The 26,575-nt window shown below is 65.8% G+C and carries 29 protein-coding genes and 1 pseudogene; 12 read left to right on the forward strand and 18 right to left on the reverse strand.

Annotated elements, in window-relative coordinates; translation table 11 throughout:
- Window positions 1-138: 138 nt before the first annotated feature.
- The gene (locus tag GQ464_RS02145; RefSeq protein ID WP_166978819.1) at window positions 139-1,281 is read left to right on the forward strand and encodes a DUF4837 family protein; all 1,143 of its coding nucleotides are present in this window, start codon (window positions 139-141) and stop codon (window positions 1,279-1,281) included.
- Between the two features lie 32 nt (window positions 1,282-1,313).
- Window positions 1,314-1,643: a DUF4296 domain-containing protein gene (locus GQ464_RS02150; protein ID WP_166978817.1), complete on the forward strand. Its 330-nt coding sequence runs from the start codon at window positions 1,314-1,316 to the stop codon at window positions 1,641-1,643.
- Window positions 1,644-1,709: 66 nt separating this feature from the next.
- Here the strand turns inward: GQ464_RS02150 and GQ464_RS02155 are convergent, their stop codons facing one another.
- From GQ464_RS02155 to GQ464_RS02165, 3 genes are all read right to left on the reverse strand, one after another.
- Window positions 1,710-2,123: an ACT domain-containing protein gene (locus GQ464_RS02155; protein ID WP_166978815.1), complete on the reverse strand. Its 414-nt coding sequence runs from the start codon at window positions 2,121-2,123 to the stop codon at window positions 1,710-1,712.
- 78 nt (window positions 2,124-2,201) lie between these two features.
- The gene (locus GQ464_RS02160; protein WP_166978813.1) at window positions 2,202-4,226 is read right to left on the reverse strand and encodes a RecQ family ATP-dependent DNA helicase; all 2,025 of its coding nucleotides are present in this window, start codon (window positions 4,224-4,226) and stop codon (window positions 2,202-2,204) included.
- A gap of 216 nt (window positions 4,227-4,442) precedes the next feature.
- Window positions 4,443-6,197 carry a M23 family metallopeptidase gene (locus GQ464_RS02165; RefSeq protein ID WP_228350520.1) on the reverse strand — a complete coding sequence of 585 codons (1,755 nt, stop codon included), beginning with the start codon at window positions 6,195-6,197 and terminating at the stop codon, window positions 4,443-4,445.
- A 194-nt stretch (window positions 6,198-6,391) separates the two neighbouring features.
- Here GQ464_RS02165 and GQ464_RS02170 point away from each other — a divergent pair, with 194 nt between their 5' ends.
- Complete coding sequence (locus GQ464_RS02170; RefSeq protein ID WP_166978809.1) at window positions 6,392-7,459, forward strand: AI-2E family transporter; 1,068 nt, start codon at window positions 6,392-6,394, stop codon at window positions 7,457-7,459.
- A gap of 68 nt (window positions 7,460-7,527) precedes the next feature.
- Complete coding sequence (gene recQ, locus GQ464_RS02175) at window positions 7,528-9,420, forward strand: DNA helicase RecQ (protein ID WP_166978807.1); 1,893 nt, start codon at window positions 7,528-7,530, stop codon at window positions 9,418-9,420.
- A 761-nt stretch (window positions 9,421-10,181) separates the two neighbouring features.
- Here the strand turns inward: recQ and GQ464_RS02180 are convergent.
- The 11 genes and pseudogenes from GQ464_RS02180 to GQ464_RS02230 all read right to left on the reverse strand — a co-directional run.
- Window positions 10,182-10,385, reverse strand: a pseudogene (locus tag GQ464_RS02180) (C-terminal helicase domain-containing protein); the annotation flags it as partial.
- Window positions 10,386-10,402: 17 nt separating this feature from the next.
- A protein-coding gene (locus GQ464_RS02185) for an IS3 family transposase (protein WP_166982020.1) occupies window positions 10,403-11,577 on the reverse strand; the annotation gives its coding sequence in 2 pieces (ribosomal slippage) (window positions 10,403-11,328 and window positions 11,328-11,577; 1,176 coding nt in all).
- A 77-nt stretch (window positions 11,578-11,654) separates the two neighbouring features.
- Entirely contained in the window at window positions 11,655-11,882 is a 228-nt protein-coding gene (locus GQ464_RS02190) for a hypothetical protein (protein WP_166981949.1), read from the reverse strand.
- A 203-nt stretch (window positions 11,883-12,085) separates the two neighbouring features.
- A complete protein-coding gene (locus tag GQ464_RS02195) occupies window positions 12,086-13,354 on the reverse strand; it encodes a type I restriction-modification system subunit M/S (RefSeq protein WP_228350522.1) in 1,269 nt (422 codons plus the stop codon).
- A gap of 61 nt (window positions 13,355-13,415) precedes the next feature.
- Window positions 13,416-14,545 (reverse strand): IS630 family transposase gene (locus GQ464_RS02200; RefSeq protein ID WP_228350172.1). Its coding sequence is split into 2 segments (ribosomal slippage): window positions 13,416-14,113 and window positions 14,113-14,545, totalling 1,131 coding nucleotides; the frame shifts between segments, so codons are not numbered across the junction.
- Window positions 14,546-14,590: 45 nt separating this feature from the next.
- On the reverse strand, window positions 14,591-16,057 hold the full coding sequence (locus tag GQ464_RS02205; protein ID WP_166981986.1) for a type I restriction-modification system subunit M: 1,467 nt from the start codon (window positions 16,055-16,057) through the stop codon (window positions 14,591-14,593).
- Between the two features lie 29 nt (window positions 16,058-16,086).
- A complete protein-coding gene (locus GQ464_RS02210; RefSeq protein ID WP_166982011.1) occupies window positions 16,087-17,436 on the reverse strand; it encodes an IS701 family transposase in 1,350 nt (449 codons plus the stop codon).
- A gap of 483 nt (window positions 17,437-17,919) precedes the next feature.
- Window positions 17,920-19,029, reverse strand: a complete 1,110-nt coding sequence (locus GQ464_RS02215) for a tyrosine-type recombinase/integrase (RefSeq protein ID WP_166981471.1) — start codon at window positions 19,027-19,029, stop codon at window positions 17,920-17,922.
- A 43-nt stretch (window positions 19,030-19,072) separates the two neighbouring features.
- Window positions 19,073-19,483, reverse strand: a complete 411-nt coding sequence (locus GQ464_RS02220; RefSeq protein ID WP_166981474.1) for a PIN domain-containing protein — start codon at window positions 19,481-19,483, stop codon at window positions 19,073-19,075.
- Between the two features lie 3 nt (window positions 19,484-19,486).
- A complete protein-coding gene (locus GQ464_RS02225) occupies window positions 19,487-19,771 on the reverse strand; it encodes a DUF6364 family protein (RefSeq protein ID WP_166981477.1) in 285 nt (94 codons plus the stop codon).
- 68 nt (window positions 19,772-19,839) lie between these two features.
- Entirely contained in the window at window positions 19,840-20,628 is a 789-nt protein-coding gene (locus tag GQ464_RS02230; protein ID WP_166981480.1) for a S24 family peptidase, read from the reverse strand.
- Window positions 20,629-20,741: 113 nt separating this feature from the next.
- Here GQ464_RS02230 and GQ464_RS02235 point away from each other — a divergent pair, with 113 nt between their 5' ends.
- The 8 genes from GQ464_RS02235 to GQ464_RS02270 are packed head-to-tail and all read left to right on the forward strand — an operon-like array spanning window position 20,742 to window position 24,455.
- The gene (locus GQ464_RS02235) at window positions 20,742-20,996 is read left to right on the forward strand and encodes a hypothetical protein (RefSeq protein ID WP_166981483.1); all 255 of its coding nucleotides are present in this window, start codon (window positions 20,742-20,744) and stop codon (window positions 20,994-20,996) included.
- Entirely contained in the window at window positions 20,993-22,033 is a 1,041-nt protein-coding gene (locus GQ464_RS02240; protein ID WP_166981486.1) for a hypothetical protein, read from the forward strand. The genes GQ464_RS02235 and GQ464_RS02240 overlap by 4 nt, the downstream gene beginning before the upstream one ends.
- Complete coding sequence (locus GQ464_RS18690) at window positions 22,030-22,332, forward strand: helix-turn-helix domain-containing protein (RefSeq protein ID WP_166981489.1); 303 nt, start codon at window positions 22,030-22,032, stop codon at window positions 22,330-22,332. Before GQ464_RS02240 ends, GQ464_RS18690 begins: the two co-directional genes overlap by 4 nt.
- The gene (locus tag GQ464_RS02250) at window positions 22,329-22,925 is read left to right on the forward strand and encodes a lysozyme (protein WP_166981492.1); all 597 of its coding nucleotides are present in this window, start codon (window positions 22,329-22,331) and stop codon (window positions 22,923-22,925) included. Before GQ464_RS18690 ends, GQ464_RS02250 begins: the two co-directional genes overlap by 4 nt.
- The gene (locus tag GQ464_RS02255) at window positions 22,925-23,284 is read left to right on the forward strand and encodes a hypothetical protein (protein ID WP_166981495.1); all 360 of its coding nucleotides are present in this window, start codon (window positions 22,925-22,927) and stop codon (window positions 23,282-23,284) included. Before GQ464_RS02250 ends, GQ464_RS02255 begins: the two co-directional genes overlap by 1 nt.
- Window positions 23,281-23,982 (forward strand): hypothetical protein, encoded by a 702-nt coding sequence (locus GQ464_RS02260; RefSeq protein ID WP_228350523.1) that lies wholly within the window; start codon window positions 23,281-23,283, stop codon window positions 23,980-23,982. Before GQ464_RS02255 ends, GQ464_RS02260 begins: the two co-directional genes overlap by 4 nt.
- Window positions 23,983-23,989: 7 nt before the next feature.
- On the forward strand, window positions 23,990-24,181 hold the full coding sequence (locus tag GQ464_RS02265; RefSeq protein WP_166981512.1) for a hypothetical protein: 192 nt from the start codon (window positions 23,990-23,992) through the stop codon (window positions 24,179-24,181).
- Window positions 24,156-24,455 carry a hypothetical protein gene (locus GQ464_RS02270; protein WP_166981509.1) on the forward strand — a complete coding sequence of 100 codons (300 nt, stop codon included), beginning with the start codon at window positions 24,156-24,158 and terminating at the stop codon, window positions 24,453-24,455. The genes GQ464_RS02265 and GQ464_RS02270 overlap by 26 nt, the downstream gene beginning before the upstream one ends.
- Window positions 24,456-24,648: 193 nt before the next feature.
- Here GQ464_RS02270 and GQ464_RS02275 read toward each other — a convergent pair whose 3' ends face one another.
- The 4 genes from GQ464_RS02275 to GQ464_RS02290 all read right to left on the reverse strand — a co-directional run bounded on the left by GQ464_RS02275 (window position 24,649) and on the right by GQ464_RS02290 (window position 26,133).
- Window positions 24,649-24,873 carry a hypothetical protein gene (locus GQ464_RS02275; protein ID WP_166981506.1) on the reverse strand — a complete coding sequence of 75 codons (225 nt, stop codon included), beginning with the start codon at window positions 24,871-24,873 and terminating at the stop codon, window positions 24,649-24,651.
- An 83-nt stretch (window positions 24,874-24,956) separates the two neighbouring features.
- On the reverse strand, window positions 24,957-25,373 hold the full coding sequence (locus GQ464_RS02280) for a DUF1071 domain-containing protein (protein ID WP_166981504.1): 417 nt from the start codon (window positions 25,371-25,373) through the stop codon (window positions 24,957-24,959).
- Between the two features lie 58 nt (window positions 25,374-25,431).
- On the reverse strand, window positions 25,432-25,911 hold the full coding sequence (locus GQ464_RS02285) for a hypothetical protein (protein ID WP_166981501.1): 480 nt from the start codon (window positions 25,909-25,911) through the stop codon (window positions 25,432-25,434).
- 57 nt (window positions 25,912-25,968) lie between these two features.
- Complete coding sequence (locus tag GQ464_RS02290) at window positions 25,969-26,133, reverse strand: hypothetical protein (protein WP_166981498.1); 165 nt, start codon at window positions 26,131-26,133, stop codon at window positions 25,969-25,971.
- Window positions 26,134-26,575 lie beyond the last annotated feature (442 nt).

The following is a 26,575-nucleotide window of genomic DNA, read 5'->3' on the forward strand; positions in this document are numbered from 1 at the left end:
CCGCCCTGCGGGCAACTCGGACCCGGCGAAGGTGTCAAAGAAGCCGGCGGCGCCGGCAACCGAACGCCCCCGGCAACCTTCCTGCCGCCCGGCACATATGATTGGAGGTGCCAGAACCCTGAACCAACCCTGTCTCCCATGCCCTCGAAACCCGGATTCATCCGCGCACTCCCGCCCCTCCTGCTGGCCCTGGTACTCCTGGCCGGCTGCGACCGGCTGATCACCCGGCCCGAAGCGACCGGTCCCGAAGGCGTCATCACCGTCGTGATCGACTCGACGCACTGGAAAGGGGCCGTCGGCGAGGCCCTGCGTGAAGAGCTTGGCCGCTGGATCGGAACGCTCCCGGTGCCGGAGCGCCTCTTCCGGCTCGAAGCGACACCCCTGCTCTCCCAGCAGGTCTTCGAGACGGTTCGGAAAAAGAAGAACGTCGTCTTCGTGGCCCCGCTGAGTGACACCACCGGGGTAGCCCGGTTCCTCCGGAGCCGCCTCGCCGAGGAGGCCGAAGCGGCCGTCACCGCCGGGCAGCGTGCCGTCATTCCCCGCCGCGACCTGTGGCGACGCCACCAGATGGTCGTCTATCTCGTGGCCGCCACCCCCGAGGATCTGGTCCAGACCATCCGCGAGCGGGGCGACGACCTGCGCTACACGTTCAACACCATCACGCGCGAGCGGATGACGCGCAGCATGTTCGAAAAGGGCCGGCAAACCGACCTCGAAGCCCGGATCATGGAACGGCACGGCTTCGCCGTCAACGTCCAGCACGACTACTTCATCGCCATCGACACGACCAACTTCATCTGGCTCCGGCGGGTGGTCTCCGAAGACTCGTGGCGGAGCGTCTTCATCTATTACGAAGACCGGGGCAACCCGGCCGTCCTCTCGCCGGAATGGATCTATGCCACACGGGACAGCCTCACCCGGCAGTACATCCAGGGCAATCTGGGCGGCTACGTGGCCATCGACTACCGCCGCCCCCTGGAGACGGAAAACATCAACTTCCTCGACCGCTTCGGCTATGAGACGCGGGGGCTCTGGCACATGATCGGCCGGGACGAGTCCGGCAAAACGATCGAGTTCGGGATGGGCGGGCCGTTCCTGACCTACACGTTCTACGACCAGACGCAGGGGCGCCTGTACATGATCGACGGGATGGTCTTCGCCCCCAACTTCGACAAACGCGAGTTCCTCCGCCAGATCGAGGTGATCGCCCACACGTTTCGCACGCGTGAGGAAGCCGGGGCTGCCGGCGAGACGGCCGTCACGGCCCGGGTGACCGACTGATGCCCCCGCTGTCCTCCGTTCGGCCTCCCCCGATGCGTCGCCTCCTCCGGCGCGTGCCCGCGTGCGGGCTGGTCCTGGCGATGAGCCTCTGCACCGCCTGCTCGTCGCTCTCCCCGGATGCCCCGCCGGTCGCCGACAGTACCCTGGTGGAGGTGTTCATCGACCTGCACCTGGCCGCCGCCCGTGCCGACCTCTACCGCGACCTCCCCCCCGGCACGCGCGACTCGGTGCTGGCCCGGCACGGCCTCACCCCGGAGGAATTCGAGGCCGCCATCCGGTACTACGTCGAACACCCGGACGCCTACGTGGAACTCTACACCCGCGTGCTCAACCGGCTCAACGAGGAACGGCAGGGCTTCTGAGCGTCGCGCACCCGTCACGACAGCGGAGGTCCAAAGCGCCGGGACAGGACCCGGAGCCGTCACGTATCAGACGCCGAGGGCTTCGGCGGCCCGCTCGTATTCTTCCGGCCGGACGTAGATGACGTACCCGAAGCTGCCGCGCCCGTCCGCCACGCCGCTGGAGGCGTACACGTTGACCCCCGCCTCATAAAGTTTTGCATGAACCTCGGCCAGGGCCCCGAGCCGGTCGTCTCCCTGTACGAGCAGGGCCGGATGCGGCCCGTCCAACCGCAGCTGTGCTTCCCGGGCGATGCGCTGGAGCCGTCCCGTGTCGTCGGGGAAGATCGTCAGCTGCGTGTGCATCGGCCCGACGGGCACCGCCGAGAAGGCCATCATGTTGATCCCCAGGTCGGCCAGGGTGGAGAGGAGCCGGTAGGCCTCGCCCGGCTCATCCCGGACCGTCGTGTAGAAATAGTCCACACGTCGAATGCGCGATGCCATCGTTGTCCCTCCGAACACGTTCCCCGGACAATATCGCGGAAAGCGCCGGGAGGTGCAACGCCGGGGGCGATCCCGGCCTCAGCGGGGCGGTGTTCCGTCATCGCGCGGTTCCCATTGATCGAGGAGGTCCCGGGCTTTCTCGGTGAGCGCGAAGCGCTCCTCCAGCGGATCGATCGCCTGGAGGTATCCTTCCTGCACGAGCCAGTCGACCAGGCCGTCGAGGTGGTGCCCGGGCACGGGCGGCTCCGCGAACCAGCGCCGGCGGGGCACGTCGTGCGCCACCCGGTGGAGGATCTGCCGCATGACCGGTTCGTCTTCGGGGGTGATGACCACGGGCCGGTGCCGCCCCAGGCAGACGTCGCACGTGCCGCAGCGGGGCGGGGCGGTCTCGCCGAAGTAAGCCAGGAGGAAGTGCCGCCGGCAGGTGACCGAGCGGGCGTATCGCAGCATATCGGCCAGGCGTGCCTCGGCGCGGCGACGGGCCCGGCGCACCTGCACGTCGTCCACCGGCAGGCGTGCCGAGCGGGGCTCGGCGAAGAGCACCTGCAGGGCCCTGCCCGGAGGCTGCCAGGCCAGCAGCCCGCGTTCTTCCAGGAAGGCGAGCCCGCGAAAGAGCCGCGCGCGCGGCAGCCGGGTGCGGGCCTGCAGCAGCCGCACGTCGATCTCCCACCAGGCCGTGAACGCATCGGCGTGGACGGTACGCAGCAGGGCCTCGACGAAGCCGGCCAGGGCGCGGTTTTCCAGCCGCCGGGCCAGGTCTCGCACGGCGTTGGCCGGCTGGAGGAAGCGGATCAGGCCGTGATGGGGGCGAACGGGCACCGGATGCCAGGTTTCCTGCCGTGCCAGGAGTTCAATGGCGGCGCGTACCTTGCCGGTTCCGAAGCCGGTCAGCCGGGCGATGGCTTCGAGGTCGAGCGTCACCGGCGTCTCGGGGCGGGAGGCCACGGGGATGCGGGCCAGGTTGCAGGCGGCGTCGTAGACGGCCCGCACCTCCCGGGCCGCCGGGTGGGCCTCGGCGATGAGGGCGCGCTGGGTGGCCTCATCGGGCGGGTGGAACAGCAGCACCGCATAGGCCCGGCGGCCGTCGCGCCCGGCCCGGCCCGCCTCCTGATAGTAGCTCTCCAGGGAGGCGGGCACGTCCACATGCAGCACGAAGCGCACGTCCGGCTTGTCGATGCCCATCCCGAAGGCGTTCGTGGCGACGATGAGGCGCGTCTCGTCCCGGAGCCAGGCCTCCTGCACGGTCGCGCGCGAGCCGGCGTCGAGGCCCGCGTGGTAGGCCGCCGCCGGCTCGCCCTGCTCCCGCAGCCAGGCCGCCCACCGCTCGACCCCGTGCCGGGTGGCCGCATACACGATGCCGCTGCCCGGCACGCTGCGTACCACCTCCAGCACCTTGTCCCGCTTGTTCTCCGTGCGGAAGATGCTCCAGACGATGTTGGGGCGGTCGAACCCCCGAACGATGACGGCCGGATCGCGCAGGCCCAGGTGCGCGACGATATCGCGGCGCACCTGCGGGGTAGCCGTCGCCGTCACGGCGATAACGGGGGGGGCGCCGAGCAGCGCGTGGGCCCGCGCGATCTGCAGGTAGGCCGGGCGGAAGTGGGGGCCCCATTCACTGATGCAGTGCGCCTCGTCCACCGCCAGCAACGACACGTTGAACCGCCCGGCGCGGGCCTCGAAGAGGTCGGTCTGCAGGCGTTCGGGTGCGACGTAGAGCAGCCGGTAGCGCCCGTATTCGGCGTCCGTCCACCGCTGGTCGATCTCGCGGGCGGAGAGGGTGCTGTTGATGAACGTCGCCGGGATGCCCCGTGCATTCAGCCCCGCCACCTGATCCTGCATCAGCGCGATGAGCGGAGACACGACGAGCGTGAGCCCCTTCGACAGCAGGGCCGGCACCTGGTAGCAGGCCGACTTGCCCGCACCGGTCGGCAGCACGGCCAGCACGTCCCGCCCGGCCAGCACCGCGGCCATGGCCTCCCACTGGCCCGGGCGAAACGCGGAGTGCCCCCAGTATCGCCGGAGCACCTCTGCCGCGCGCTCGCGCCATGCGTCCGGCCGGTCCTCCGGGGCCTCGGCGGCTTCGTCCGTTGGGCGACGGGGCATATCGGGGTCGTCTGGTCGTGGAGCACGTGGTGCAAGGTCAGACCGGCCGTTGCGGGTCCGCCGCCATGCACCACCTGCATGTTCACCGTATCTTCACGAAGCGCCCGGTTAGATCGACCGGCACCCGGGTGTTTTAGGGGTACACATCCAAACCAAAGCCCATCTGGAATGGCGGGCCGGCGCAACAAGGTGGGGGTTGCGCCGGCTCGTTTTTTATCACCGTGTGAAGCGGGCCGTGTACCGGGCCGTGTTGCCGGTGTTGTCCGTCACGACCACGGACAGGGTGTGCGCCCCGGGGGGTACGTGCTCGTCGAAAACGTACTCGATGAGGTCGTTCTTGGCGTCGTAGGCAAAGAGGACCCAGGCATCGTCCACGTAGCCGGCATAGCTGCCGATGCCGGCCAGGTCGTCCCGGATGCGGAAGCGGATGCTGCGCTCGGCACGCATGTCTTTGCCGTCGTAGAGGTTGAGCGGGGTCACCTCGGGGGCAAGCGTGTCGACCGCGACGAAGAAGGTGCCGAACGTGCGTGGCCGGGTCGTCACGTAGCCGTCCTGATACGAACCGCCTTCGGAGACCCACCTGCCGTTCTCCCCCAGGCGGGCGATCAGGGCTTTCGGGCGCAGGCGCGCGGGCAGGTGATCGGCCCGGAGGGAGAGCGTGTACCGGTTGTGCACGGGGGTCAGTTCGTCGTGGACGTCATGGCGTTCGGAGAAGGCCCCGCGCAGCGGCGGCCGCACGCGGTAGGTGAGCGGCACCTCCTCGTAGACAGTGCCGGCGGGGAAGGTTGCCCGCAGGCCGTCCCGGTTCAGGGTGGCGGTCCGGTCGTGTCGCAGGAGCACGTCCGGCGTGGCCGGGGTGTCCGCGGCGACCGGCCGGGCGGCCATCCCTTCCACTTCGAAGTGGAGGCGGGCCGTATTGCCCGCCGCGTCCTCGACGGTGTAGGCCAGCCGGTGCGTCTGCCCGGGTGCGGTGTCGAGGTGTCCCGTGCTGCCGGTGCGGTAGATCGAGAGGCGGTTGCCGGGGAGGCGGTAGCTCCGCTGGATCCACCGGCGGTTCCGCACACGCTCGGCGTAGTCGACGTGGGCGTTCACGTAGCGGGTTTCGTCGAAGCTGAAGCGCTGCATTTCCGAGAGGAAGAGCGTCTTTCCGTCGGCCTCCAGGCGGATGCGGTAGGCGCCCAGCCGGTTGTTCGAGCCGTTGTGATAGTCGTGTGTCTGGATGCCGAAGGCGATGCGGCCATGCGCCCGGATGTGCCGCACGTTTTGCAGCCGGTAGGCATCCCCGCCGCCCACCACCTCGACGTGTGCGGGTCGTTCCGGTGTCACCTCCACCGGGGCCGAGCCGTCGGCCGGCTCGATCCGGGCATAGCCGTCCGGGGCGAGCGCGTACACCTTGATGCGGTAGATGCGGGGCGGCACGGTGTCCTCCACGGGCAGGCCGAAGAGCAGCGGGTTCAGCGGCTCCTGCGTGGCGGCATCGCGGATCTCGAAGTGCAGGTGCGGTCCCGAAGATCCGCCCGAGTTGCCGGAGTAGGCGATCACCTCCCCCTGTCTGACCCGGAACCGCCCGGCCGGCGGGTGTACGTCCAGCCGGAAGCTGCGTTTTTCATACTGGAGCCGTTTCACATAGGCGGCCAGGGTGTCGTTGAAGCGGCTCAGGTGGGCGTAGACCGTCGTGTGCCCGCTCGGGTGGTTGACGTAGAGGGCATGCCCGTAGCCCACCGGCGAGACGACGATGCGGGAGACCCATCCGTCGGCGGCCGCGTAGACCCGGTATCCCTCCTGCCCGTTCGTCTTGATGTCCAGACCGGAATGAAAATGGTTCGACCGCATCTCGGCGAAGTTGCCCGAGAGCAGCAGCGGAATGCCCAGCGGCGAGCGAAAGACGTCCCGGGGAAACGGATCGTCATGGCCCTTGAAGGCGAACAGCACGACGACACAGCACAAACCGAGCCTGCAGATGGACCTCATGGCAAAAGTAGAAGCAATCGAAGGTGAGACGGCGTGGTGATCTTCCCCTTTTAGAGAGGATCCTTCAGGGAGTTTCCGGATTCTCCACGCCCGTGCACCCCGTTCACGCGTTCCCTCCAATCACCGGGGCGATTTCGTATCTTCGCCGCGTGTACCTGTGAGGCTTCCTCCCCTTTTCCGTGGCTCCGGCGCCGATGCGATTCAACAACCTGATCCTCATCATGCTCGGGGTGATCGTCGTCTTCATCATCGGCGTCATCCTGCTCGAGCTCAGGGCCGTCCTGCTTCCCTTCGTGATCGCCCTGCTGCTCTCGATGATTTTCAAGCCCATCGTGGTGCAGCTTCAGCGGCGCCGGGTTCCGATGGCGGTGTCCCTGATGGTGGTGCTGCTGACCTTCTCCACCGTGCTTTTTCTCGTGGGCCTGGCGCTGTATGCGACCATCGATCCGTTCGTCGAGCAGTTGCCGTACTACCAGGCCCGGCTCAACGCCATGATTTCGGGGCTGATCGCGATGACCGAGGGGCTGTTGCTGCGCATGGGCATTGCCCCGGAAGAGGTGGCCTGGCGCCAGGTGATCGACCTGGCCTCGCTGACCCCGATGGTGACCAGCGGCGTCGGCACGTTCATCAGCTTCGTGAGCAACGCCGTGCTGGTACTGCTGTTCATGCTGTTCATCCTGGCCGGTAGCGGCGGCCTGAGCGTCAAGGTCCGCACCGCCTTCCCGGATGCCTATGCCAGCCGCATCGCCCAGGTGATCGTGAACGTGGACCGGCAGGTGCGGCAGTACCTCATCACCAAGACCCTCATCAGCCTGGGCACCGGGGCCCTCACCTGGCTCGTGCTGCTCATCCTCGGCGTCGACTTCCCGCTGATCTGGGGCTTCATTGCCTTCCTGCTCAACTACATCCCCAACATCGGGTCGATGATCGCCGTCCTGTTCCCTTTCGTATGGTCCCTGTTGCAGTTCGAAACGTTCACGGTGCCGCTGCTCGTGCTGCTCCTGCTCGGGGGGGTTCAGATGATCATGGGCAACGTCATCGAGCCCAAGATCATGGCTTTCAGCCTGAACCTGAGCCCGCTCCTGGTGCTGATGTCCCTGATCTTCTGGGGCTGGCTCTGGGGGATCTGGGGCATGGTCCTGGCCGTTCCGCTCACGGGCGCCATCAAGATCTTCTTCGAAAACGTCGAACCCCTGGCGCCGCTCTCCGTTCTAATGAGCGAAAAGACCGGACCGGGTCGCGGCGCGTACCCGCCGCTTTGAAGGCCGGATCGTTGCGTGCCGCGGTCGTCCCGCCCCTTTGCCGGCCTCCTCATCCTGCACCATCGCCCATGTCCCCTGCTTCGTCCGCCCGTGCCGATGCCGTCTTCAGCCTGCCGGAGGTGCTGTCGGTCGTACGCCGGTACTGGGGCTACGACCGGCTACGACCGTTGCAGGAGGAGGCCATCCGGGCCGGGCTCGAAGGCCGTGATGCCCTGGTGGTGATGCCCACCGGGGGCGGCAAGTCGCTCTGCTACCAGGTACCGCCGCTGCTGGCCGGCCGGATGGACGTGGTCATCTCCCCGCTCATCTCCCTGATGAAGGACCAGGTGGACGGGCTGCGGGCCAACGGCTATCCGGCGGCGACCCTGCACAGCGCCCTGAGCGCCGCCCAGAAGCGTGAGGCCCTGGACCTCATCGCGCGCGGCGCCTGCCGCCTGCTCTTCCTGTCCCCCGAGCGGGTGCTGACCCCCTGGTTCTTCGAGCTGGCCGAGCGGCACCACATCCGCACCTTCGCCGTCGACGAGGCTCACTGCATCAGCCACTGGGGGCACGACTTCCGCCCCGAATACCGGCGGCTGGCGCAGATCAAGGAGCGCTTTCCGGAAGCCACCCTGCACGCCTACACGGCCACCGCCACCGAGCGCGTCCGGCAGGACATCATCACCCAGCTTCGCCTGCGCGACCCCGACGTGCTCGTCGGGCGCTTCGACCGGCCCAACCTCATCTACCGCGTCTTCCCCCGGCTGAACCTGCGCGAGCAGCTCCTCGACGTGCTGGACCGGCACCGGGGCGAGGCCGTCATCGTCTACTGCATCACCCGCGACGAAACCGAGCGCCTGGCGGCCTCGCTGCGGGAAGCGGGCTTCCGGGCCGCCGCCTACCACGCCGGCATGCCGGCCGGCGACCGGCGCGCCGCCCAGGAAGCCTTCACCAACGAGGAGATCGACGTCATCGTGGCGACAGTGGCCTTCGGCATGGGCATCGACCGGAGCGATGTGCGCTGCGTCATCCACGCCGGCATGCCGCAGTCGGTGGAACACTACCAGCAGGAGACCGGCCGCGCCGGGCGCGACGGCCTGGCCGCCGAGTGCATCCTCTTCTATTCCCCCGCCGACACCCTGCGCTGGCAGTCGCTCATCGAGAAGCGGGGCGCGAACACCGGGGAGCACACCCGGGCCCACCGGACGCGTCACGCGGCCAGACACGCCCTCCGGCTGCTGGCCCACATGCGCCGGTTCGCCGCCCCCGGCCAGTGCCGCCACAAAAGCCTCAGTGAGTATTTCGGGCAACCCTACGAACGGGAAAACTGCGGTGCCTGCGACGTCTGCCTGGACGAGGTGGAGCAGTTCGTCGACGGAACGACGGAGGCCCAGATGATCCTTTCCTGCGTCGTGCGCACCGGCGAGCGCTTCGGCGCCGGTCACCTGGCCGACATCCTCCGGGGCAGCGACACCGAGCGCATCCGCAAGCTCGGGCACGACCGCCTCAGCACCTTCGGCCTGCTGAAGGATCGCCCGAAGAACGAGATCAACCACATGATCTTCCAGCTCGTCGACCAGGGCCTGCTGACGCGCACGCCGGGCGACTACCCCATCCTTAAGCTCAACGACGCCTCGTGGGAGGTGCTGCGCGGACAGCGCACCGTCTGGCTCCTGCCGGCGAAAAAGAAGGCCGTCAGACGCACGGCCGTCGAGACCGCCTCATGGGAGGGCGTCGACCGTCGCCTCTTCGAACGGCTCCGGCGCCTGCGCACCGAGATCGCCCGCGAGCGGGGCCTGCCGCCCTACGTCATCTTCAACGACACCACGTTGCGGGACATGGCCCGGCAGCGCCCCACCACCCCGGCAGCCCTCCTGCGCGTCCACGGCGTCGGCGAGAAGAAGCTGGCCGACTTCGGCGAGCGCTTCCTGGCCGTCATCGCCGGGCAGGACGGGCGCTCCCCCGGCCCCGCAGGACCCTGACCTCCACCGGAGCAGGTTTTCGGGTCGCCACCTATCACGCCGGCGGATTCGACCCGGCCCGCCGGCCTCGTATTGGCTGTTCTCCCTGCCGCTTCTGACCCAACGTTGCCGGACGTGATCGCTGCGTTGTAGAACGATGGTAGAACGACACCGCCATCACACGACCACAGAGGATTTTCGTCAACGGGGCTGCATGGTGCGTATCCTGTAACCACAATTACAGGTAATCAGCGTTACAGGCAAGGGACTCAATGCCAGAAATCCCTCCGCGGCCTACCTGTTGGGCGGCCAATGTTGAGGCGGGCGGCAATGAGAAACGCCGGCCGTCCTGCGACGACCGGCGTCCTATCCGGCTCCCCGGGCAGGATCTGGACGCCCCTCTCCAATCGCCCAAAAACCCTCTTTTTGGCCCGTATGGGCCGTTCTTACTGCCGCTTCTGTCCTGACGTAGCCGGACGTGATCGCGGGTTTGTAGAACTATTGTAGAACGGTTCTGCCAGCTCTCATCCACAGGGCTTTTCTTCTACGGGGTTGCATACCTTGGATCCTGTAACTGCAATTACTTGGAATCGCGATTACAGGCACACGGCTCAATGCCACAGATCCTGCCCAAGCCTACCTTGCCTGGGATCGGAGCAGACTCGCACGCGCTCGCCGCACAGGTCCGCAATCGCGCCCTCACGAGGCAGCCCTACGCCTCTCGCCTCCATATTGCTGTGGTCCGAGGCAAGGTAGACCTAGAAACCTTGGGTCTGAAGCAGGCCGAGAGAGTTCACCCGGCCGATGCGTTTTTCCAGACGTATCGGGTTCCAGGGAATGTCGTAGTTGATGACCACATGACAGAACTGAAGGTTGAGACCCTCACCACCGGCGTCCGTCGAGATGAGGATGCGGGCAACCTTGGCAAATGCGTCTTGGACCCGCTTGCGCTCCTCCATGTCCATGGAGCCGTTGAGTGGAGTTACCCCGCTTTAGTGGACAGTCAGCAGCTTTCGGCTGCGACCTGTGATTGGTGTCTTCTTTCGTAGCTCACCGGCGACTGATACTCCAGGGCCGAGTGCCGCCGATGCGGGTTGTACCACCCTTCAATGTAGTCGAAGATCGCCATCCGCGCCTCGGCCCGCGTCGCGAAGGCCTCACGGTCGATGAGTTCGCATTCAAGCGTAGCGAAGAAGCTCTCGCACATGGCGTTATCGTAGCAGTCACCGACCGAGCCCATTGACGGCTCCACACCCGCTTCCCGACAGTGCACCCCGAAGGCAATCGAGGTGTACTGCGACCCCTGGTCGGAGTGATGGATGACCGCCTCCGGCTTCCGCTGCTCAAGCGCCATCTCCAACGCGGCGACCACCAGCTCCGTCCTCAAGTGATTGGCCATCGACCAGCCCACGATACGGCGACTGAACGCGTCGAGCACAACAGCCAGGTACAGGAAGCCGGCCGCCGTCGGCACGTAGGTGATGTCGGCCACCCACAACTGGTTCGGCTCGGTCGCGGTGAAATCCCGCTCGACGAGATCCGGCGCGGGTCTAGCTCCCTCCCTCCGCCGCGTCGTGGTGGGTCCTTTGCGGCGGCTAATGCCGTGCAAGCCGGCTGCTCGCATCAAACGAGCTACACGCTTGCACCCCACATGCACGCCTTGATCCTTGAGTTCGGCATGGATACGGGGGGCGCCATAGGTGCCGCGGGACCACGCGTGGATGGCATGGATCTGCTCGGTCAGCATCGCGTCGTCTCGGGCTCGCTGGGAAGGGACTCGGTTGCGCCAGGCGTAGTAGCCGCTGGTGGAGACCGCCAGGACTGCACACATGACGCGGATGGGGAATTCGGCCTGGTGGGCGTCTATGAACGTGAAGATCGCTTCGGTATCACGTTCGTCTCCTGAGCAAACCAGGCCGCGGCCTTTGCCAGGATGTCGCGCTCCTGCTGGAGACGACGGTTCTCCTTGCGGAGTTGGCGCAGCTCCTCGCGCTCTCTCGAGGTGAGCCCGTCGGTGCGGGTACCCTCGTCGCGCTCAGCTTGTTTGATCCAGGTGCGGATGGTTTGTTCGGAGGGTTCAAATTCTTCAGCGAGTTCACGCGGGCTACGACCGGCCTGAGCCAGTTCGACGAGTCGCTGGCGGAACTCGGTAGGATACGCGGGACGTGTTCGTGGCATGGGGACCTCTTCGTTGTTCGTAAGTGGAAGATAGTCCACCAAACCGGGTTAACTCCAAAGTTTGCGAGAGCGTGCTTTCATCTGGACCTTCTCCCCTTGCGCTTCATGCGGCTCTTGCGGGTGTAAGCCGGATATTTTTCGTAAACCGTTTTCAGCAGTGCGTTGTGATTGAGGTCTCCGTAGGTCTCGATGATGCTCGCTACATCCTCCTTGAGGTCATCGGGCAGGGCGGCAAGCGCTTCTTCCGCCTTCACGGGATCGGTTACCGTGATTCTCGTCTTGTCCTCTTGGGGGTCGGTCTCCACGCGTACCAGGCCCAATTGATGCAGTGCCTCGAGGTCCGTGTACAGCTCTTTGGATGCATGATGCGTCCCGAGAGCAGACGCCGGGAGCTACCGCGTTTTTTGCCGGTTTGCCGAGCCCGGCGAATGACGCATTCGGCAGTGGACGACGAGGCGCTCGGCCAGCTTGGTCTTTGTCCTTTAACTGCGCTCGTAGCATGTCGACTTTACGCGTTACTCAATAATTTCTCAAGACTTTCCGACGTAACATGCCTTAACATGATTTCATCAAGCATTTCGATCCGCCGCTTGAGTTCTCCCTGCTGCTCCTGAATGCGCCGCTCGACCTCTTCGATTGCCGCCACAACCTTCTCCTGCACTCTCTTCTCAGGAAGAAAAACCTTCAGTGCCAAGAAGTCGGTTTCCTGAGTTCGGCGCCGGTTCGAGTGACCCGTGTTGATTGCTCTCAACGCACGCTGGAAATATGACGTGCGAAGCAGTAACTTCAGGTACTTCACGTCTACCTTATGCTGGTATTTGATACGCACGTGGTAGGAGGGAAACTCGTCCGTAACGATTGCGCCATCAAAGTCATCCGGCACCACTCCGATGCATCCTTTCCACAGATCTATTCTCGATATCAAAATATCACCAGATCGGATCCGATTCCACTTCTGCCCCTCCTTGAAGTAGGCACCATGCCAGTCCGGCGGGTTCTTTCCCTTACCCGCCTCCCTCGGCGTAAGCTCCCCCTCCTGCGTCAACGTCACCGTCTTGAATTCCTGATCGGGAAAATCATTAGGAATAACTTTCTCTTTCCGTCTACGCAGCACGTCCTTGAGCATGTAAACCTCCAATCCATGCGGGGGCTTTACCTCTTCCGCATGCTTGAAGATATGGTACTTTGGATCAATCCTATGAGTGGGATGCGCGGCATAGAGGCGGCTGGCAGAGATCGCGATGCATGGAGGTTTATCCACCCCTTTATATGCCTTAGGATCCTTCTTGAATGTGCGGTATTGCCCCAGGATGGTCTTCAGCGGAGCCAGCACCTCCTGGTCTTTATATTCGTACAAGTCGTTCTCCTGGGACGGAGCCCCGGCAGGGGTATAACCAATAGCCTCGGCCTCTGCCAAGAAAACGTAGTAGTCCCGCTCCTCTAGAGCTCGGCTAATTGCCTGGTCTTCAGCCTCAAGATCAGACAAGTCCTGCAGATTCAGATCAGCCCTCGCAGCCTCTATTGCGCTGTCGAACTCGTTCTTTTCTTTATCCGACCACCGTCTTACAAACAGTAAGCTTGTCTTGTTTTGTGCACCACTCTTCCTGAACGCGTAGTCAGGAAGAGAGACGATGGCGAGTATCTGCGTGTTTCGGAACAAGAAACGACGAAGCGCGGGGCAGCGCGTGGACTCACCGGAATTGTTCAGGAGTCCATCCGGCACAACCATGCCAAGTCGACCTTCTCCTGGAACAAGCCACTTGATAGCTCGCTCCAAGATCACAATCTCGGAGGCAACCTGATCCCCCGCTGGAGTTTCGAAGTTCGCTAGTGCTGTGTCAAGTTATAATTGACGGGTATAGCCGCTTCAACTTCACCCGCGCATCCGCCGTCGTGAACTGCCAGTCTACACCCCGCTGCTTTGCGTTGCGCGCCTCGTACCAGGCGGCGATCTCGCCCTCTAACTGCGATGCATTGCCGATGCGGCGACAGAGACCCTGACGAACCAGCACCGAAAGCTCGATCTCGGCCATGTTCAACCACGAACCATGCACCGGCGTCGAGACTATCTCCAACTTGCGCACGATGCGCCGGGCGCGCTCGGCGTCGAAGACCTCGTAGAGCGCCGAGGCGGTGTGCGCGGAGAGGTTGTCCTGAACCAGCGTGATCGTCTCGGCGTCTGGATAGAGGTCTTCGACGAGGTGGGCCACCACACGAGCCCAGGTCAAACGGTCCTGACGCTCCTTGACGAGCACCTTCCGGAAGCCGCCCAGGGGCTCGCAGAGCATATAGAGCGTGCGGGTCCCTTCGCGTTTGTACTCGTAATCCACGTGCCGCACCCCGTCGGCACGCGTGAAGGGCTGTCGCACCTCGCTGATGAGTTGCTTGCGCGCTTCGTCGAGGCACACAACCGGTCGGAGCGGGTCGTAGGGCCGGGCGTAGACATCGAGCACTTGCTCCATCTGGCAGACGAAGGCGGCATCGGCCTGAGGAATTACCCACGACTTAACGCGCCAGGGCTTGAGTTCGTTTTTTTAAGCAACTGCCGCACGCTCTCATGCGAGATCGATTCGACGTAACCGAGTTCGATCATACGGTCAGCCAGAAGGCGGAGCGACCACCGGGCAAAGCCTTCCGGCGGCTCTGAACAGCGCAGGGCCACCAGATGAGCCTCGACCTGCCCGTCGAAGATCTTCTCTTTAACCGGTTCGCGTTTTTTGCCGTAGAGAGCCACCTCGAAGCCTTCTTCGACGAAGCGCCGACGTAAGCGCTCGACGGTTCGGACACTGACGTTGTAGCTTTCGGCGATGCGTTCATCGGTCCAGGCCGGTGCGCCCTGGCTCTGGTCTGCTTTGAGCAGCATGAAGGCTCGTTTGACCGGCGGGACACCTTTTGAACGCCGCTCAATGAGGTCATCGAGGTGCTGGCGTTCACTGTCATTGAGCGTGACGCAGTATTTTTTGGCCATGGCAGGAAGTGGCTTCAGGAGTGAGCGACTGTTGAAGCTACTATCCTACCCGGCAGATGATCCTTGACGCAGCACTAGCTCATTATCACCAAGGTGGTCACGGTCGCCTTTACGAACGGTGTCGCCAAAGGGTGGGTTGCCGACAACCAGCGTAAAGATGGGCTTTTCCGGATCCAGATACGGATTGCGGAACTTTAGGTCTAAACAACTTCGGTCAACTTCTACGTTGGTATGACCGTCCTTGTGAAGCATTAGATTCGTCTGACAGATCCTGCCAAGCTTCTCGTGGATCTCGATACCAAAGAGACAATCCTTTGCAAAATCGTATTTCCGTCGCTCAAGGTCGGGTTGTCCAGCATACGCCTGCTCAATATAGTGCCAGACCTGGATTAGAGTCTCGAGGAGAAATCCGCCGCTTCCGGCGGTCGGATCGAGGACCTTGTCGCGATCCGACGGTTCAAGAAGGGCACACACGAAACGTACTATCTCGCGTCGGGTGAAATATTGTCCCAGTTCGCCACGGAAGATGGATCCGAAGAAACTCTCGAATGCTGCACCCAGCGAATCTACATCCATCTGGGTGAAAGCGATACACTGAATGATCCTAACGACTTGGGCTACTTTGTCGTCCGGGAGTTTCAGATCTTCGGAAAAGATAGAAGGATTCTTTCGCTGTGCATCGGCATACAGCGCACGGATTCTTTCGCCAACGATTTTATCCTCCTCATTACGTCCCACTTGGAACCTTCGTGGTTGGCCGTTTGGAGTATGACGCTCATCATGTATTTTGGCGAAAAGCAACTTGGACCACTCATCAAATGCCGTTAGGGGATCTCTCTTTCCGCCTGCCCAGATGACGGCGTGCGCGCGACGCACGAGGTTCTCTGTATCCGCTGCTGATAGCGGGCGGATGTCATGCTCGGGATCTCCTGCAATGATAGCAAATCGGGAAATGTCGTCGTATTCCTTTGGCAAGTCATCCCGTGTGCCCAAAAGATTCTGGTGTCGTTCTTCAGGGGGATAACCAGCGACGGCGTAGAGAGCCGAGCGACTGCCGCAGTCGACTAAGGCGAGCTTCGTGTCTCGTAGGGAGTTCGCGTTTCCAAATGCCTGCTCAATTGCTTGTCGGAAGTCAGACTTAGAAACATCTACTCGCTTGGTCTCGACGACGAGGTAGGGAGTGCGACACGAGTCATCAGTGTACACCACGATGTCGGCGTAGTCCGATGGAGTCCGACGAGGCACGTTAACTTCGAGCTTAATGGCCGCTGGTGAGTATCCCTTGACAAGGATAAGCCACGCGAACACGCCGGCTCGCACCTTTTCCTCCGGATCGGAGAAGTTCTCTTCGTGCGATTTGGCGCACTTGTAGCAGATGCGGGAGCCATGAAACTCGAGGTGGCCCCGACGTTCAGCTTCCGCGATCAGTTCCGCCCACTCCGGTGGAACGCCATGGGGGAGTTCTATCACCTCTGCCATCGCCGATTCATTGCGTTTTTTTCTTGTACCCATACAACTAACTCCTTAGCTCGACTTTGTCCTTATGCGGCATAGGCCAACGTGCTGGTTAGCCGCTCAAACAAGGGCCTTGGGATTTTCAACATTTCGGTTCGCTCATGCGACATCGGAAAATCCATAGCTCGCCAGAGCACCATCCGTACGCCGGCCAGCGCGTCACTGAAGGTCGGATGGGGTTTGTCGTACCATGCGCTCCGAGCCACGGTCAACTCCCCCTCGGCATGCAGGCGATCGGCCATCAAGGCAACCAGCGAGAAGAGCCCCAACAGACAGGGCGTCGTGCGCAGGATCGCCGGATCGGACCACTGACGCTGCGTCTCAAACCCGAGGTGGCGACGCACTTCCTCGAAGGTCACCTCTACCGACCAGCGCCGAACGAACCACGTAAGTATGTCTACGGCGCACGCCTGTTGATCCGTGCACAGAAACCCTTTCGGCTCAAGGCGTCCGGCCGGATCGCGCACGAGGACCCACCGCAGCGGTACGACCGGCAGGCCGCTGTGGTACCAGAGGGCGCATCCGGTAGCCACGTCCACCTCGTAGGCTTCTCTTCCATACCACTGGCTCACCTGGAAGCGTCGCCACGCGGTCTTTTCGTCCGAGAGGATCTCGTGCAGCGAAGGCAAGCGTCGGCCCTTCTTCCGGGGCCGTCCCACCTGACCGGGCTTGCGCGGCGGAGCCGGCTCGTAGAGGGCCGCGTCGAGTCGCAGGCGCGTCACGACGGTGACGTGCTCGCCTACAGCGGCCAGAAACTCAATCGCCGAAAAACTGCTGTCCGCGGTGACAACGATTGGCCGGGCGGGCAGCCAGCGCTTCAGTTGCAACAGCATCTGCCGCGCCCAATCGGTCAGCTTCTTATGCTGCTTTCCAGCTTCGGTATGATAGCGTTCGCTGGGACAGAGCACCGTCAGAAACGGCAGCGCCCAGACCCGCTCAGCCCAGGGGATGCGCGGCAGGTACATCAACGAGAGCCAGCGCAGCCCGCTGGCCTTGACGAAGTGGCCTCGGCTCGAACGTACCGGGTCGCGGTAGATGCCCTTGGCGTTGATCTTGACCCCGCGCCGGCGTTCGATGGTCTCGTCGATGCCAAAGACCAGCGGCCCCTCGTCTGCACGATCATGGAAGGTCTCGATGAGCATGGTCAGCAGGATCTGGGCCGCCCGGCGGGCCGACCACGTGGCCCGATTGAGCACGCGGTGATAGTTCTGGAATGTGGTGAGCGCACTCAGCCCCATCACGCGCAGGGCACTGGCCACTGTACGGCGACCCGGTGCGAGGATCGCCCCGGCCACGAGCACCTGAGCGTGCTGAAAGACGGACTTGGAGAACAGCGGCCGGAAGGCTATCATGAAAGCAGTAAACGCGGGAGGCATCGTAGGCACCGGTCATCCCTTTGGGCGAAGAGATGATCAGCTTACGGTGGCCTCCCCGTTTGCGTCAATTGGACAAAGTCGAGCTTAGACTTTATCTGAAAAACCGGGATTCGTAGTTTGAGCCATCACCGAGAATACACCGTTAGCTCAACGCTACAAGTTGACAAACCAGCAATTCGCGCTGATTTAAGATGTTTTTCACTACCAGGGACAGCCCGCCGAAGCTGTCCCCACCAGGATGACCGGACACTGTTGAACGGCATCTTCTCGGTGCTCTGCTCCGGCCCTGCCTGGCACAACGTGACCGAGCGCTCGGTCCCTCAAAAACCGTCTACGACCGCTATCGCTGCTGGAGTCGAGACGACACGAATGACCGCGTACTCGAGTTGCTTCAACTGCGTATCGTCCCAGTTCTTTCCGGGCGCGGAGATTACAATGGGTGACATTGAGTGTCAAGAGGCATTCTCATGAGACCGGCTCCCGTCACTCCTCGAACCGCTCGAACGCTCCCTCCACCTGCTCCCGCAGGGCCGTGCTCAGCACGTCGGCGTAGACCTGGGCGGTGATGCGGACGTCGCTGTGGCCGAGCAGCTTCTGGATGCTGCGGATCGGCACGCCGGCCGAGGCCAGCACGGTGCCGTACGTCTTGCGCAGGCTGTGGAACGTCAGCGACTCGGGGAGTTTAGCCAATCGGCGGTACTTTCGAAAGAGGCGGCTCGTGAGTTCGTAGGAAAGACGGTCGCTGCGCGGCCCCCTGAACACGTACGCCTCGCCGGGCATCTCCCGCCCCCCGCTGAGCCGGTGCAGCACCTCGGCGGCCATCGGGGCGATCTGCACGATCCGGCTGTCGCCGCTCTTGGTGCGGTGCTCGGCGTCGGAGCGGACGACGATCAGGCGCTCGGCCAGGTGCACGTCCTTCCACTTGAGCGCGCAGAGTTCGCCCAGCCGCAGCCCGCTGCCGGCGGTGAAGCGGACGACGTCGGCGTACCAGCGCAGGTCGCGGTCGGGGCGGCCGTGCAGGGCATGGTGCGCCTCGATGGCCTCCAGCAGACGGTCGAGCTGCGCGGGCGTGAGGTAGTTGATCTTCGGCCTCGGCTTGCGGGGCGGACGCACCTCGTCGCAGGGGTTGTGGTCGGTGTAGCCCTGCGACCGGCACCAGTTGAAGAACGTCCGCAGCCGGGCGTAGTGCGTGGCGCGGCTGTGCTCGGTGAAGTGGGGCTGGTAGACGAAATCGCGGACGTGCTCGGGGCGCACGTCGATCACGGCGATCTCGGGCGGGAGCGTCTCGGCGAACCGTCGGAACAGCCCGGCCCGCGTCTGGATGGTGCGCTCGGCCTGGCCCTCGCGGCGGCGCATCGCCATGTGCTCGTCGATGGCGCGGGCGAGCCGCATCAGCCGGGGCCGTTGCTCCTGCCAGGGGTCGTAGTCGCCGCGCATGTAGGCGTCGCTCAGTTCGATGAACCGCCGCTGCGCGTCGCGCTGGTTCTTCGTGCCCAGGGCCACCCACTTGCGCCCGCGGTGCCGGTCGTAGAAGTCGGCGTAGTACGATCCTTTCTTCTTCCTCAGCCGGGGTGCTCTGCGTGCGGGGATCACGACGGTTCGGGTGCAAGGATTTGACGGGAACGGGACGGCCGGCTCAGGCGAGCGCGGCGAGCAACTCGGCCGGCGTGTAGACCGACAGCGTGGCCGCCCGGAAGTCCGGCGCGTTGCGGGTGACGAGGCCGTCGGCGCCGGCAAGGCGGGCCGCCTCGTGCAGCACGGCGTCCTCGAAGTCGTCGAAGTTCAGGCTGAGGGCGTTGGCCAGCACGGCCCGGTTCACGGGGGCCACCTCGAAGCCCTGCATCAGCCACGCCACCCCCTGCCGTGCCGTGGCCCGATCCCTCGCGCGGGCCACGAGGTAGTCGATCGTCGTGAGCGTCGTGGCACAGAGGAGGCCCGTGATCTTGCGACGTTCGACGGCCTCGAATAGCAAGCTCGCCGGCCGGACAAAGGGATTTCGTTCCAGCAGCACGTCCAGGACCACATTCGTGTCGAAGAGGATGCGCATGGCCTACCGGTGCTTTTCTTCGAGGTAGCGGTAGTAATCCTCCTCGTCCAGATCCGCGCCCCGGGCCAGGCCCACCAGCGAGCGTGTCCAGGGCGAGAGGCGATCCTTCCAGTCCTCCCCGGCCTGTGGCGGGCGCTCCGCTTCTACCTGCCGGGCGAGCGCCCGGAAATACCCGGCGACGAGTCGGGAGAGCGAGGTGCCGTGCTCGTCGGCGTACCGTTTGGCGGCCTCGATGAGGTCGCGGTCGAGGCGCAGCGTGAGCTTGGTGCGGGGCGATGACTCGGGCATGGCGACAGGGGTTCAGGTAGTGTGACGTACACCGTGCGTACTTGTGTACGTCATTATGTCGAGCCGGTTCAGGCCGGGCGCAGGTAGAAGACCACCTTGCCGATGACCTCGCACGTGCAGGTCATGCCGGTGACCTCGGAGCGGTACGTGTTCGGCGTGTCGGCCTCGGGCAGGGGGCGGAGCATCTCGCTCCGGTAGGCCGGGTTGACGGGGATGATCTCGAGCACGCCGCCGCCGAAGCGCTGCACCTTCTTCACCAGCGCCAGGTCGTCGAGGCGCAGCACGTAGATGCCGGCGTCGCTGACGGCCTGCACGGGCTCGTAGACCACCGTGTCGTTGGCGCGGATCTCCGGCTCCATCGAGTCGCCGACGACCTTGATGGAGCGGAGGCGGTCGGGGTCGGTGTTGGTCAGGCGGGCGATCTCGTCGCGGGAGAAGGCGTCATAGAGCGCCGGATCGCTGGCGTCGTTGTCGTAGCCGTGCCCGGCCGAGGCGTGCCCGACGCGAGGGATGAGCACGATGCGGCTCGGGTCGAACCCGGGCCGGGCGCCGTCGCGCTCCACCGGCGGGCGCCGGCCTTCGGAGGGCGGGACGAGGGCATCCCGTTCGACACCGCCTTCCAGCCCCAGGTCGCTCCACGAGAGGCCCAGGATCTCCACGAGCACCGGCAGATATTTGGTGCCCGGCAGCTTCTCGCCGCGCGTCCAGTTGCTGACGGTGCTCTGGCCGGGCCGCGAGCCGATGCGCGCCTCGATGGCCTCGGCGAGCGCCTCCTGCGTCAGCCCCAGCCGCGTCATGGCCTCCCCCACCCGGCGGACGAACAACTCCGGGTCGATCACTTTTTTGACACGCGGCATATGTGCAAGTATTGTTTAGTGATAAAAAGAGATTTATATTGAGGTCAAAGAAAGGCCTCTACGGTGTAATATACGCTGTGAGGTGATCGGTAACAATATGTGCGGTGATAATTATGATCGCCAATCGCAAACCCTGCTGGATGGACGGCACGCTCGTCCCCTTCGACGAGTACCTGCGGCGCGTCGAGGCGGCCCGCGCACGGGCCGAGGCGCTGTGCCTGACGCGCACCTGGATCGCCGCGCAGATCGGCCGCAGCCGGGGCCACACCACGCGCGTGCTCGCCGGCCGGGATCGCGGCGTCGAGACGCTGCTGCGCATCGAGGCGCTGCTGCGCCGCGTCGAGGCCGGGGAGGTGGCCCCGCGATGAGCATCCTCCGCGCCCCGACACGCCCCCACGGCTTCGCGGTCATCGACCGCCGCACGCTGGCCGACGAGCGCCTCTCCTGGGCCGCACGGGGCCTGCTCGCCTACCTGCTCTCGCTCCCCGACGACTGGCAGGTGCGCCCCGGACACCTGGCCGGCCGCGCCCCCTGCTCGGACTACCGACTCCGCCAGGCCCTGGCCGAACTCCAGGCCTGCGGCTACGCCCGCGTCCAGCGCCGGCGCCGCCGCGACGGCAAACTCGCCGGCAGCACCTGGCTCATCGCCGAACGCCCCGACCTGCTCGCGCCGGATGAGGACGGGCCAGACGAAGCCGAACCGGATGAGGCCGAACCGGATGAGGCCGAACCGGACGACACGCCCGCTCCGGCGAAGCCGTATCGCCATATTCGCCTCGTGGCACCGCACGCCGCGAAGAAAACGCCGTTTCCGGGCGATACGACCACATCGCGATATACCGGGAACCGGCGATCACCGGGACCCGGTGTTTCCCGAGACTCGGCCCATTCGCCCCCCTTACCAAGCATAGAAGAACAACCAAGTATTAAAACAGCAGCAACATGGCCTAAGGGCCGCGTGACGCGGCCTGATCGTTCGGCCTGCGGCGACGGCATCCACCGGCCGGGGGCCCTGCTTCCGGTGCCGGACACCCCGCCGGATCATGCTGCTGCTGCTCTGGAAAAGAAAAACCTGCTGTTTCTGCTGACGAGCCGCGGCGTGGATGCGCCCGTGGCACGGCGGCTCGTCGAGCGCTTCCCGGCGGAACGCATCCGGCGGCAGGTGGCGAGCTTCGACCGTGAACGCCCCGCCTCGGTGGGCTGGCTCGTGAAGGCCATCGAGCACGACTACGCGCCCCGCACCACCGGGGCCGCGGAGCCGGAACTGCTCACCTACCAGCAGATGCTCCGCTGGTGCGAGGCGAACGGCGGGCTGCACCGCACCGCCGAGTTCGAGGTCGTCCGCCGGCCCGACGGCACCACCCGCTTCAAACTGGCCGCGTCACGCGGCCCTTCGGCCCCATGAACCACCCGACGCACACCCCCGCACCGCTCGACGATCTCGCGGCGCTCCGGGCGCACCTGGCCGACCTGGCCGCCCGGCAGGCCCGCATCGAAGACCTGCTCGTCCGCCTCTCGGCCGGCAAGCACCTGGAGCTGCTCACGACCGAGGACGTCCGCCGCATCCTCGGCATCGGCCGCACGAAGCTGAACGAGCTGATCGCCTCGGGGGAGCTGCCCATGTGGAAGCTGGGCGGCGAGCGCCGCATCACGCGGGCCGGGCTGGAGGCCTACATCCGGGCGCAGGCGCGGGGAGGGCGATGACCGTGCGCCGCCGCTTCCCCCATAACGCCCTGCTCGACACCACGCCGGACGGACTGGCCCTCATTCGTCGCTGCGAGCGCTTCGCCGGGCGCTGGTACCGCTGCCCCGCCGGCGTCTGGACGATCGGCTACGGCACCACCGAGCACCTGCTGCCGGGCATCCACCGGCAGACGCTCCCCGGCCCCATCACGAAGGCCGACGCCGAACGCCTCCTCCGCCGCAGCCTCATCCAGGTCTTCGAGCCCGCCGTCGAGCGCCTCGTCCGCGCAGACCTCACGGCCAACCAGTTCTCCGCGCTCGTCTCGTTCGTCTACAACGTCGGCGTGCCCCGCTTCGCCCGCTCGACGCTCCTGCGCAAGCTCAACCGCGGCGACTACGAAGGGGCCGCCGCCGAGTTCGAGCGGTGGGTCTACGCCGGCGGGCAGCGCCTGCGGGGCCTCGTGCACCGCCGCCGCGCCGAGCGCACGCTCTTCGAGACGCCCGACGACCCGCCGGGCGCGCTCCGCCTCACCGGCCTCGACCCGCTCCCGCCCGTCCGTGTCGAGCCCTCGCCTTCGGCTCTGAACCGCCCCCTCAACCCGCGCCTGCCCTGATGGATCTCCTGCCCGGCATCGACCTCGCCAGCGTGCTCGTCGGGGCCGTCAGCGGCCTCGTGGGGGCGGTGCTGACGTTTCTGGCCACGCGGCGGCAGCACGAGGTGTCCGAGCGCTCGGTCTACATCGCCGCCGTGGAGGGGCTGACGGCGTCGCTGCGGGCGGAGATCGAGCGGGTCAACGAGGCCCGGCGCGAGCTGAAGGAGCGGATCGCGGCGCTGGAGGCGCGCATCGCGGAGCTGGAGGCGCGGGAGCGGGCGCTGCAGGCCCGCATCGACGAGCTGGAGCGGGAGCGCGACCGCCTCCGCGACGACCTCCGCCGACCCATCAACGGCAACCCGCCGGAGGAATCGCCATGACGTGCCTGCTCGGTATCGCCTTCAGCCGAAGGGCCGCAAGGGCCGTGTTACACGGCCCCAAGTGGCTGCTCGCGCTGTTCGTGCTCGCGGCCGTGGCGTGGCTCGGGCGGACGTGCTCGCGGCCCTCTGCCCCGCCGCCGGCCACGCCGTCCGGGCGGGTCGAGGCCCCGGCGCCGCTCCTGCCGCGGGCGGACGCCGTCACGGTGGCCCGGCGCATGGACACCGCGACCGTTGCCACGGAGCGCATTGCCGTCCAGGGTGGCCGCCGGTACGCCGCCACGGTGACGGTCGAAGCCGAAGGCGCCGGTGTCGTGCTCGGCCTCCGCCGCGTCGATCCGGGCTGGTTCGCCGAGTTTCGCCTCGAGCGCCCCGACCGCGTCGCCGTCGACCTGCTGCCCGGCTACGAGGCTGACGTGATGACGGTGGCGCAGCGCCTGCCGGTCTTCGACGTCGAGGCGGCCCCGCAGGTGGGCGTCGGCCTCGGGCCGGAAGGCATCGCGGGCGTGGCGGCGCTGACCCTCGTGCGCGCGTGGGGTGTCCACCTCGGCGGCTTCGTCGGCATCGGGCGACGTGCCGAAGGGCCGCGTGTGTCCGTCGGCGGCTACGCCTCGGTGCGCCCGCGCCCGGCCTTCTCCGTCGGCCTCGGCGTCGATGCGCTCACGCGCCGGCCGCTCGTCACCTTCATGCTCAACCTGTAACCCGGTCATGGTCACCATCACCATCCACATCCACCTGCACGGCCTCGACGGCGTCGTCGAGGTCATCCCTGCCGAGCCGGAGCCTTCCCCTCCGGCCCAGACCGCCCACGGCGACGGCGCGAGCCATGTGCCCCCCGAGCCGCCTTCCGAAACCCGTCCCTACCGCTACCCCGATGGCACGAACCCGCCCCCCCGCTGACACATGGCCGAACGATCGTTCGGCCATCACCACCGGCACGCACACCATCCGCGACCACATCGCCGTGCTGGAGGCGTGGCTGCACGCCCTCGACCCGGACGCGCTCGCCGCCGTGCGCCAGGTCGTCACCCCCGACACCCCGGCGGATGCATGCATCGACTACGCCTTCCGCCTCGAAGCGGCGATCCGTATGGGCCGCGCCACGCGGCCTCTGCGCCCGGTGCGGGGCGGCGACCCCGAGGACAACCCGCACGACGACCCGCCGGCTCGCTGATCGGCAGGGCTTCAAAGGCGGCAGGGGCCAGCGCGGGCGACAGCCCGGCGCGCCGCGCCGCCCTCGGCGATACACATCAGCCCGGCACCCGCGCCGCAGGCGCTGGCGGCCCCCGGAGAGCCGTCAGGCGTGGGGCCAGGCCAAACAGCCGAACGATCAGGCCGTGTCACGCGGCCCTTCGGCGCCGTGTCCATCACCAGCCGCGTGCCCGGTGCGCCACGTCCGACCGGACGCAGTGGAGGTCGTCCTTCAGATGGCGCAGCTCGCCTTCCAGCCGATCCACGCGCCGGTGCAGCCGCTCGGCCGCCTCGTCACGCCGCGAGAAACGCACCTCGCTCGTCTCCCGCATCGCCTCGACGAGCCCGCACAGGCGGTCGAGTTGCTCCTTCAGCGCCTCCAGGGTCAGGGTGTCGCTCATGGTTTCCGAAGTGGATGTGGCGGCCCCCGATAAGCGTGATAGCGGCGCAGGGGGCCAGGCAGAGGCCGCGTCACGCGGCCCATTCAGTCTTCTTTCTCGTAGAGGTGCAACCCGAGGCCGAACTTCGCGCAGGCCCGCCGGAAGGCCATGCTCTCGGCGTTGCTCGACGGGTCGCCGTAGGCGTTCACGCTCAGCCGTTCCGTGCCGGTCGCCTCGCGGGAGAAGCTGCCCTCGGCGGCGTGGATCGTCACGCGCACCGTCACGAAGACGCGCTCGTCGCTCGTCGTGATGCCGGTGACGCGGCTCTCCCAGTGCCCCCGCGTGTAGTGGTCGAGGATCTTCTGCGTGCGGTACCAGGGGCAGAACGTCAGCACGGCGCCGCCCTGCTTCTTCTCGCGGAGGTGGCGGGCCGGGATGGGCCGGGCCAGATCCTTCAGGATGTCGGCCAGCGGGCGCGGGCCAGATTCAATGCCGGGGATCGTGTGATGCGTGGCTTCCATGATCGGTCAAGGATTGTGCCCGGCCCACCGACAGGCAGCGGGCCGGGCCGGTGAGGATTCAGGCAACGGCACGGTAGGCGAAAACCGGCTCCTGCACGACGGGCTGCGGCAGCGCCTCCAGGGCGTCCAGCGCCCGGCCGATACCCGTCAGCACGACGTTGCACCCCTTGAAGCGGTGGCCGCTGTCGGTCACCTGCAGCACGAAGCACCGGACGTGCCCCGTCTCCAGCAGCGGGCGCAGCCAGCGGACGTGCTTCGGGCGGATGAAGCCGACCGGCACGCCGTGCCAGAGGGCCGCGATCCGATCGCCCTCACGGTGCAGGTCGAGAGGCTGGAAGGGCATACCGGCCTGGCGGATGGCGTCGAGCACGTCCTGATGGCGGCTCACGCCGTCGAGCTTCGAGGGCAGGGCGAAGGTGTGTCCGCCGCGGTCGAGGACGAAGGCGACGGCCTGAGCGGCTTTCGTTTCGGCGTCGAAGCGGCACCCGGCGGCACGGGTGTGGCGGATCCAGCGGTAGGCGGTTTCGATGAGATGCATGGGTCTGGCGGGATGCGCCCGGCCCGCCGAAAGACAGCGGGCCGGGCTGATGAAGCCTCAAGCGGTGAGGGCGGTGACCAGGCGCTCGGCGTGGGCGATGGCCGCCCGGCGGGCACCGAAGAACCAGTGCCGACGCCTACCCTCAGGGGCGCGAAAGATGCGGATTTCATAGACACCGCGGCGGAGGCGGTAGAGCGAGAAGGTGCGGGTTTGGAGGTACATGGCTGCAAGGGTTTGGATGGATGAAAACGGGAAGGGGAACGGTGCTCACTGCTGGTATCAATGTAAGATAAATAGTGATAAATAGCAAGTTTTAAGGAAAATAAAAGTGATAATTTTGGTGATAACCACGCCTAAAACAGCCCGAGCTGCCGCGCCCCGGCACGCCAGAACCACCCGCCCCCGAGCGGACGGAACCCCCACCCCGGCGGCACGGCCACGCTGGCCGTGTAACACGGCCCTTGCGGCACGAACACCAGGCACGCCACCCCCAGCCCCGCCGCCAGCGCCAGCGACGCCCACGAACCCGAACCCCGCCCCGAAAAACACGCCGACGCCGAGCGCGACGGCACCAGCCCCGCCGGGCACGCACGCCCCGGACACGACACCCACACCCCGCCCGCCGCCGCCACGGCACGCACGCACGCCACCGACCGCGCCGCCA

Source organism: Rhodocaloribacter litoris (assembly GCF_011682235.2).
Lineage (GTDB): Bacteria > Bacteroidota > Rhodothermia > Rhodothermales > ISCAR-4553 > Rhodocaloribacter > Rhodocaloribacter litoris.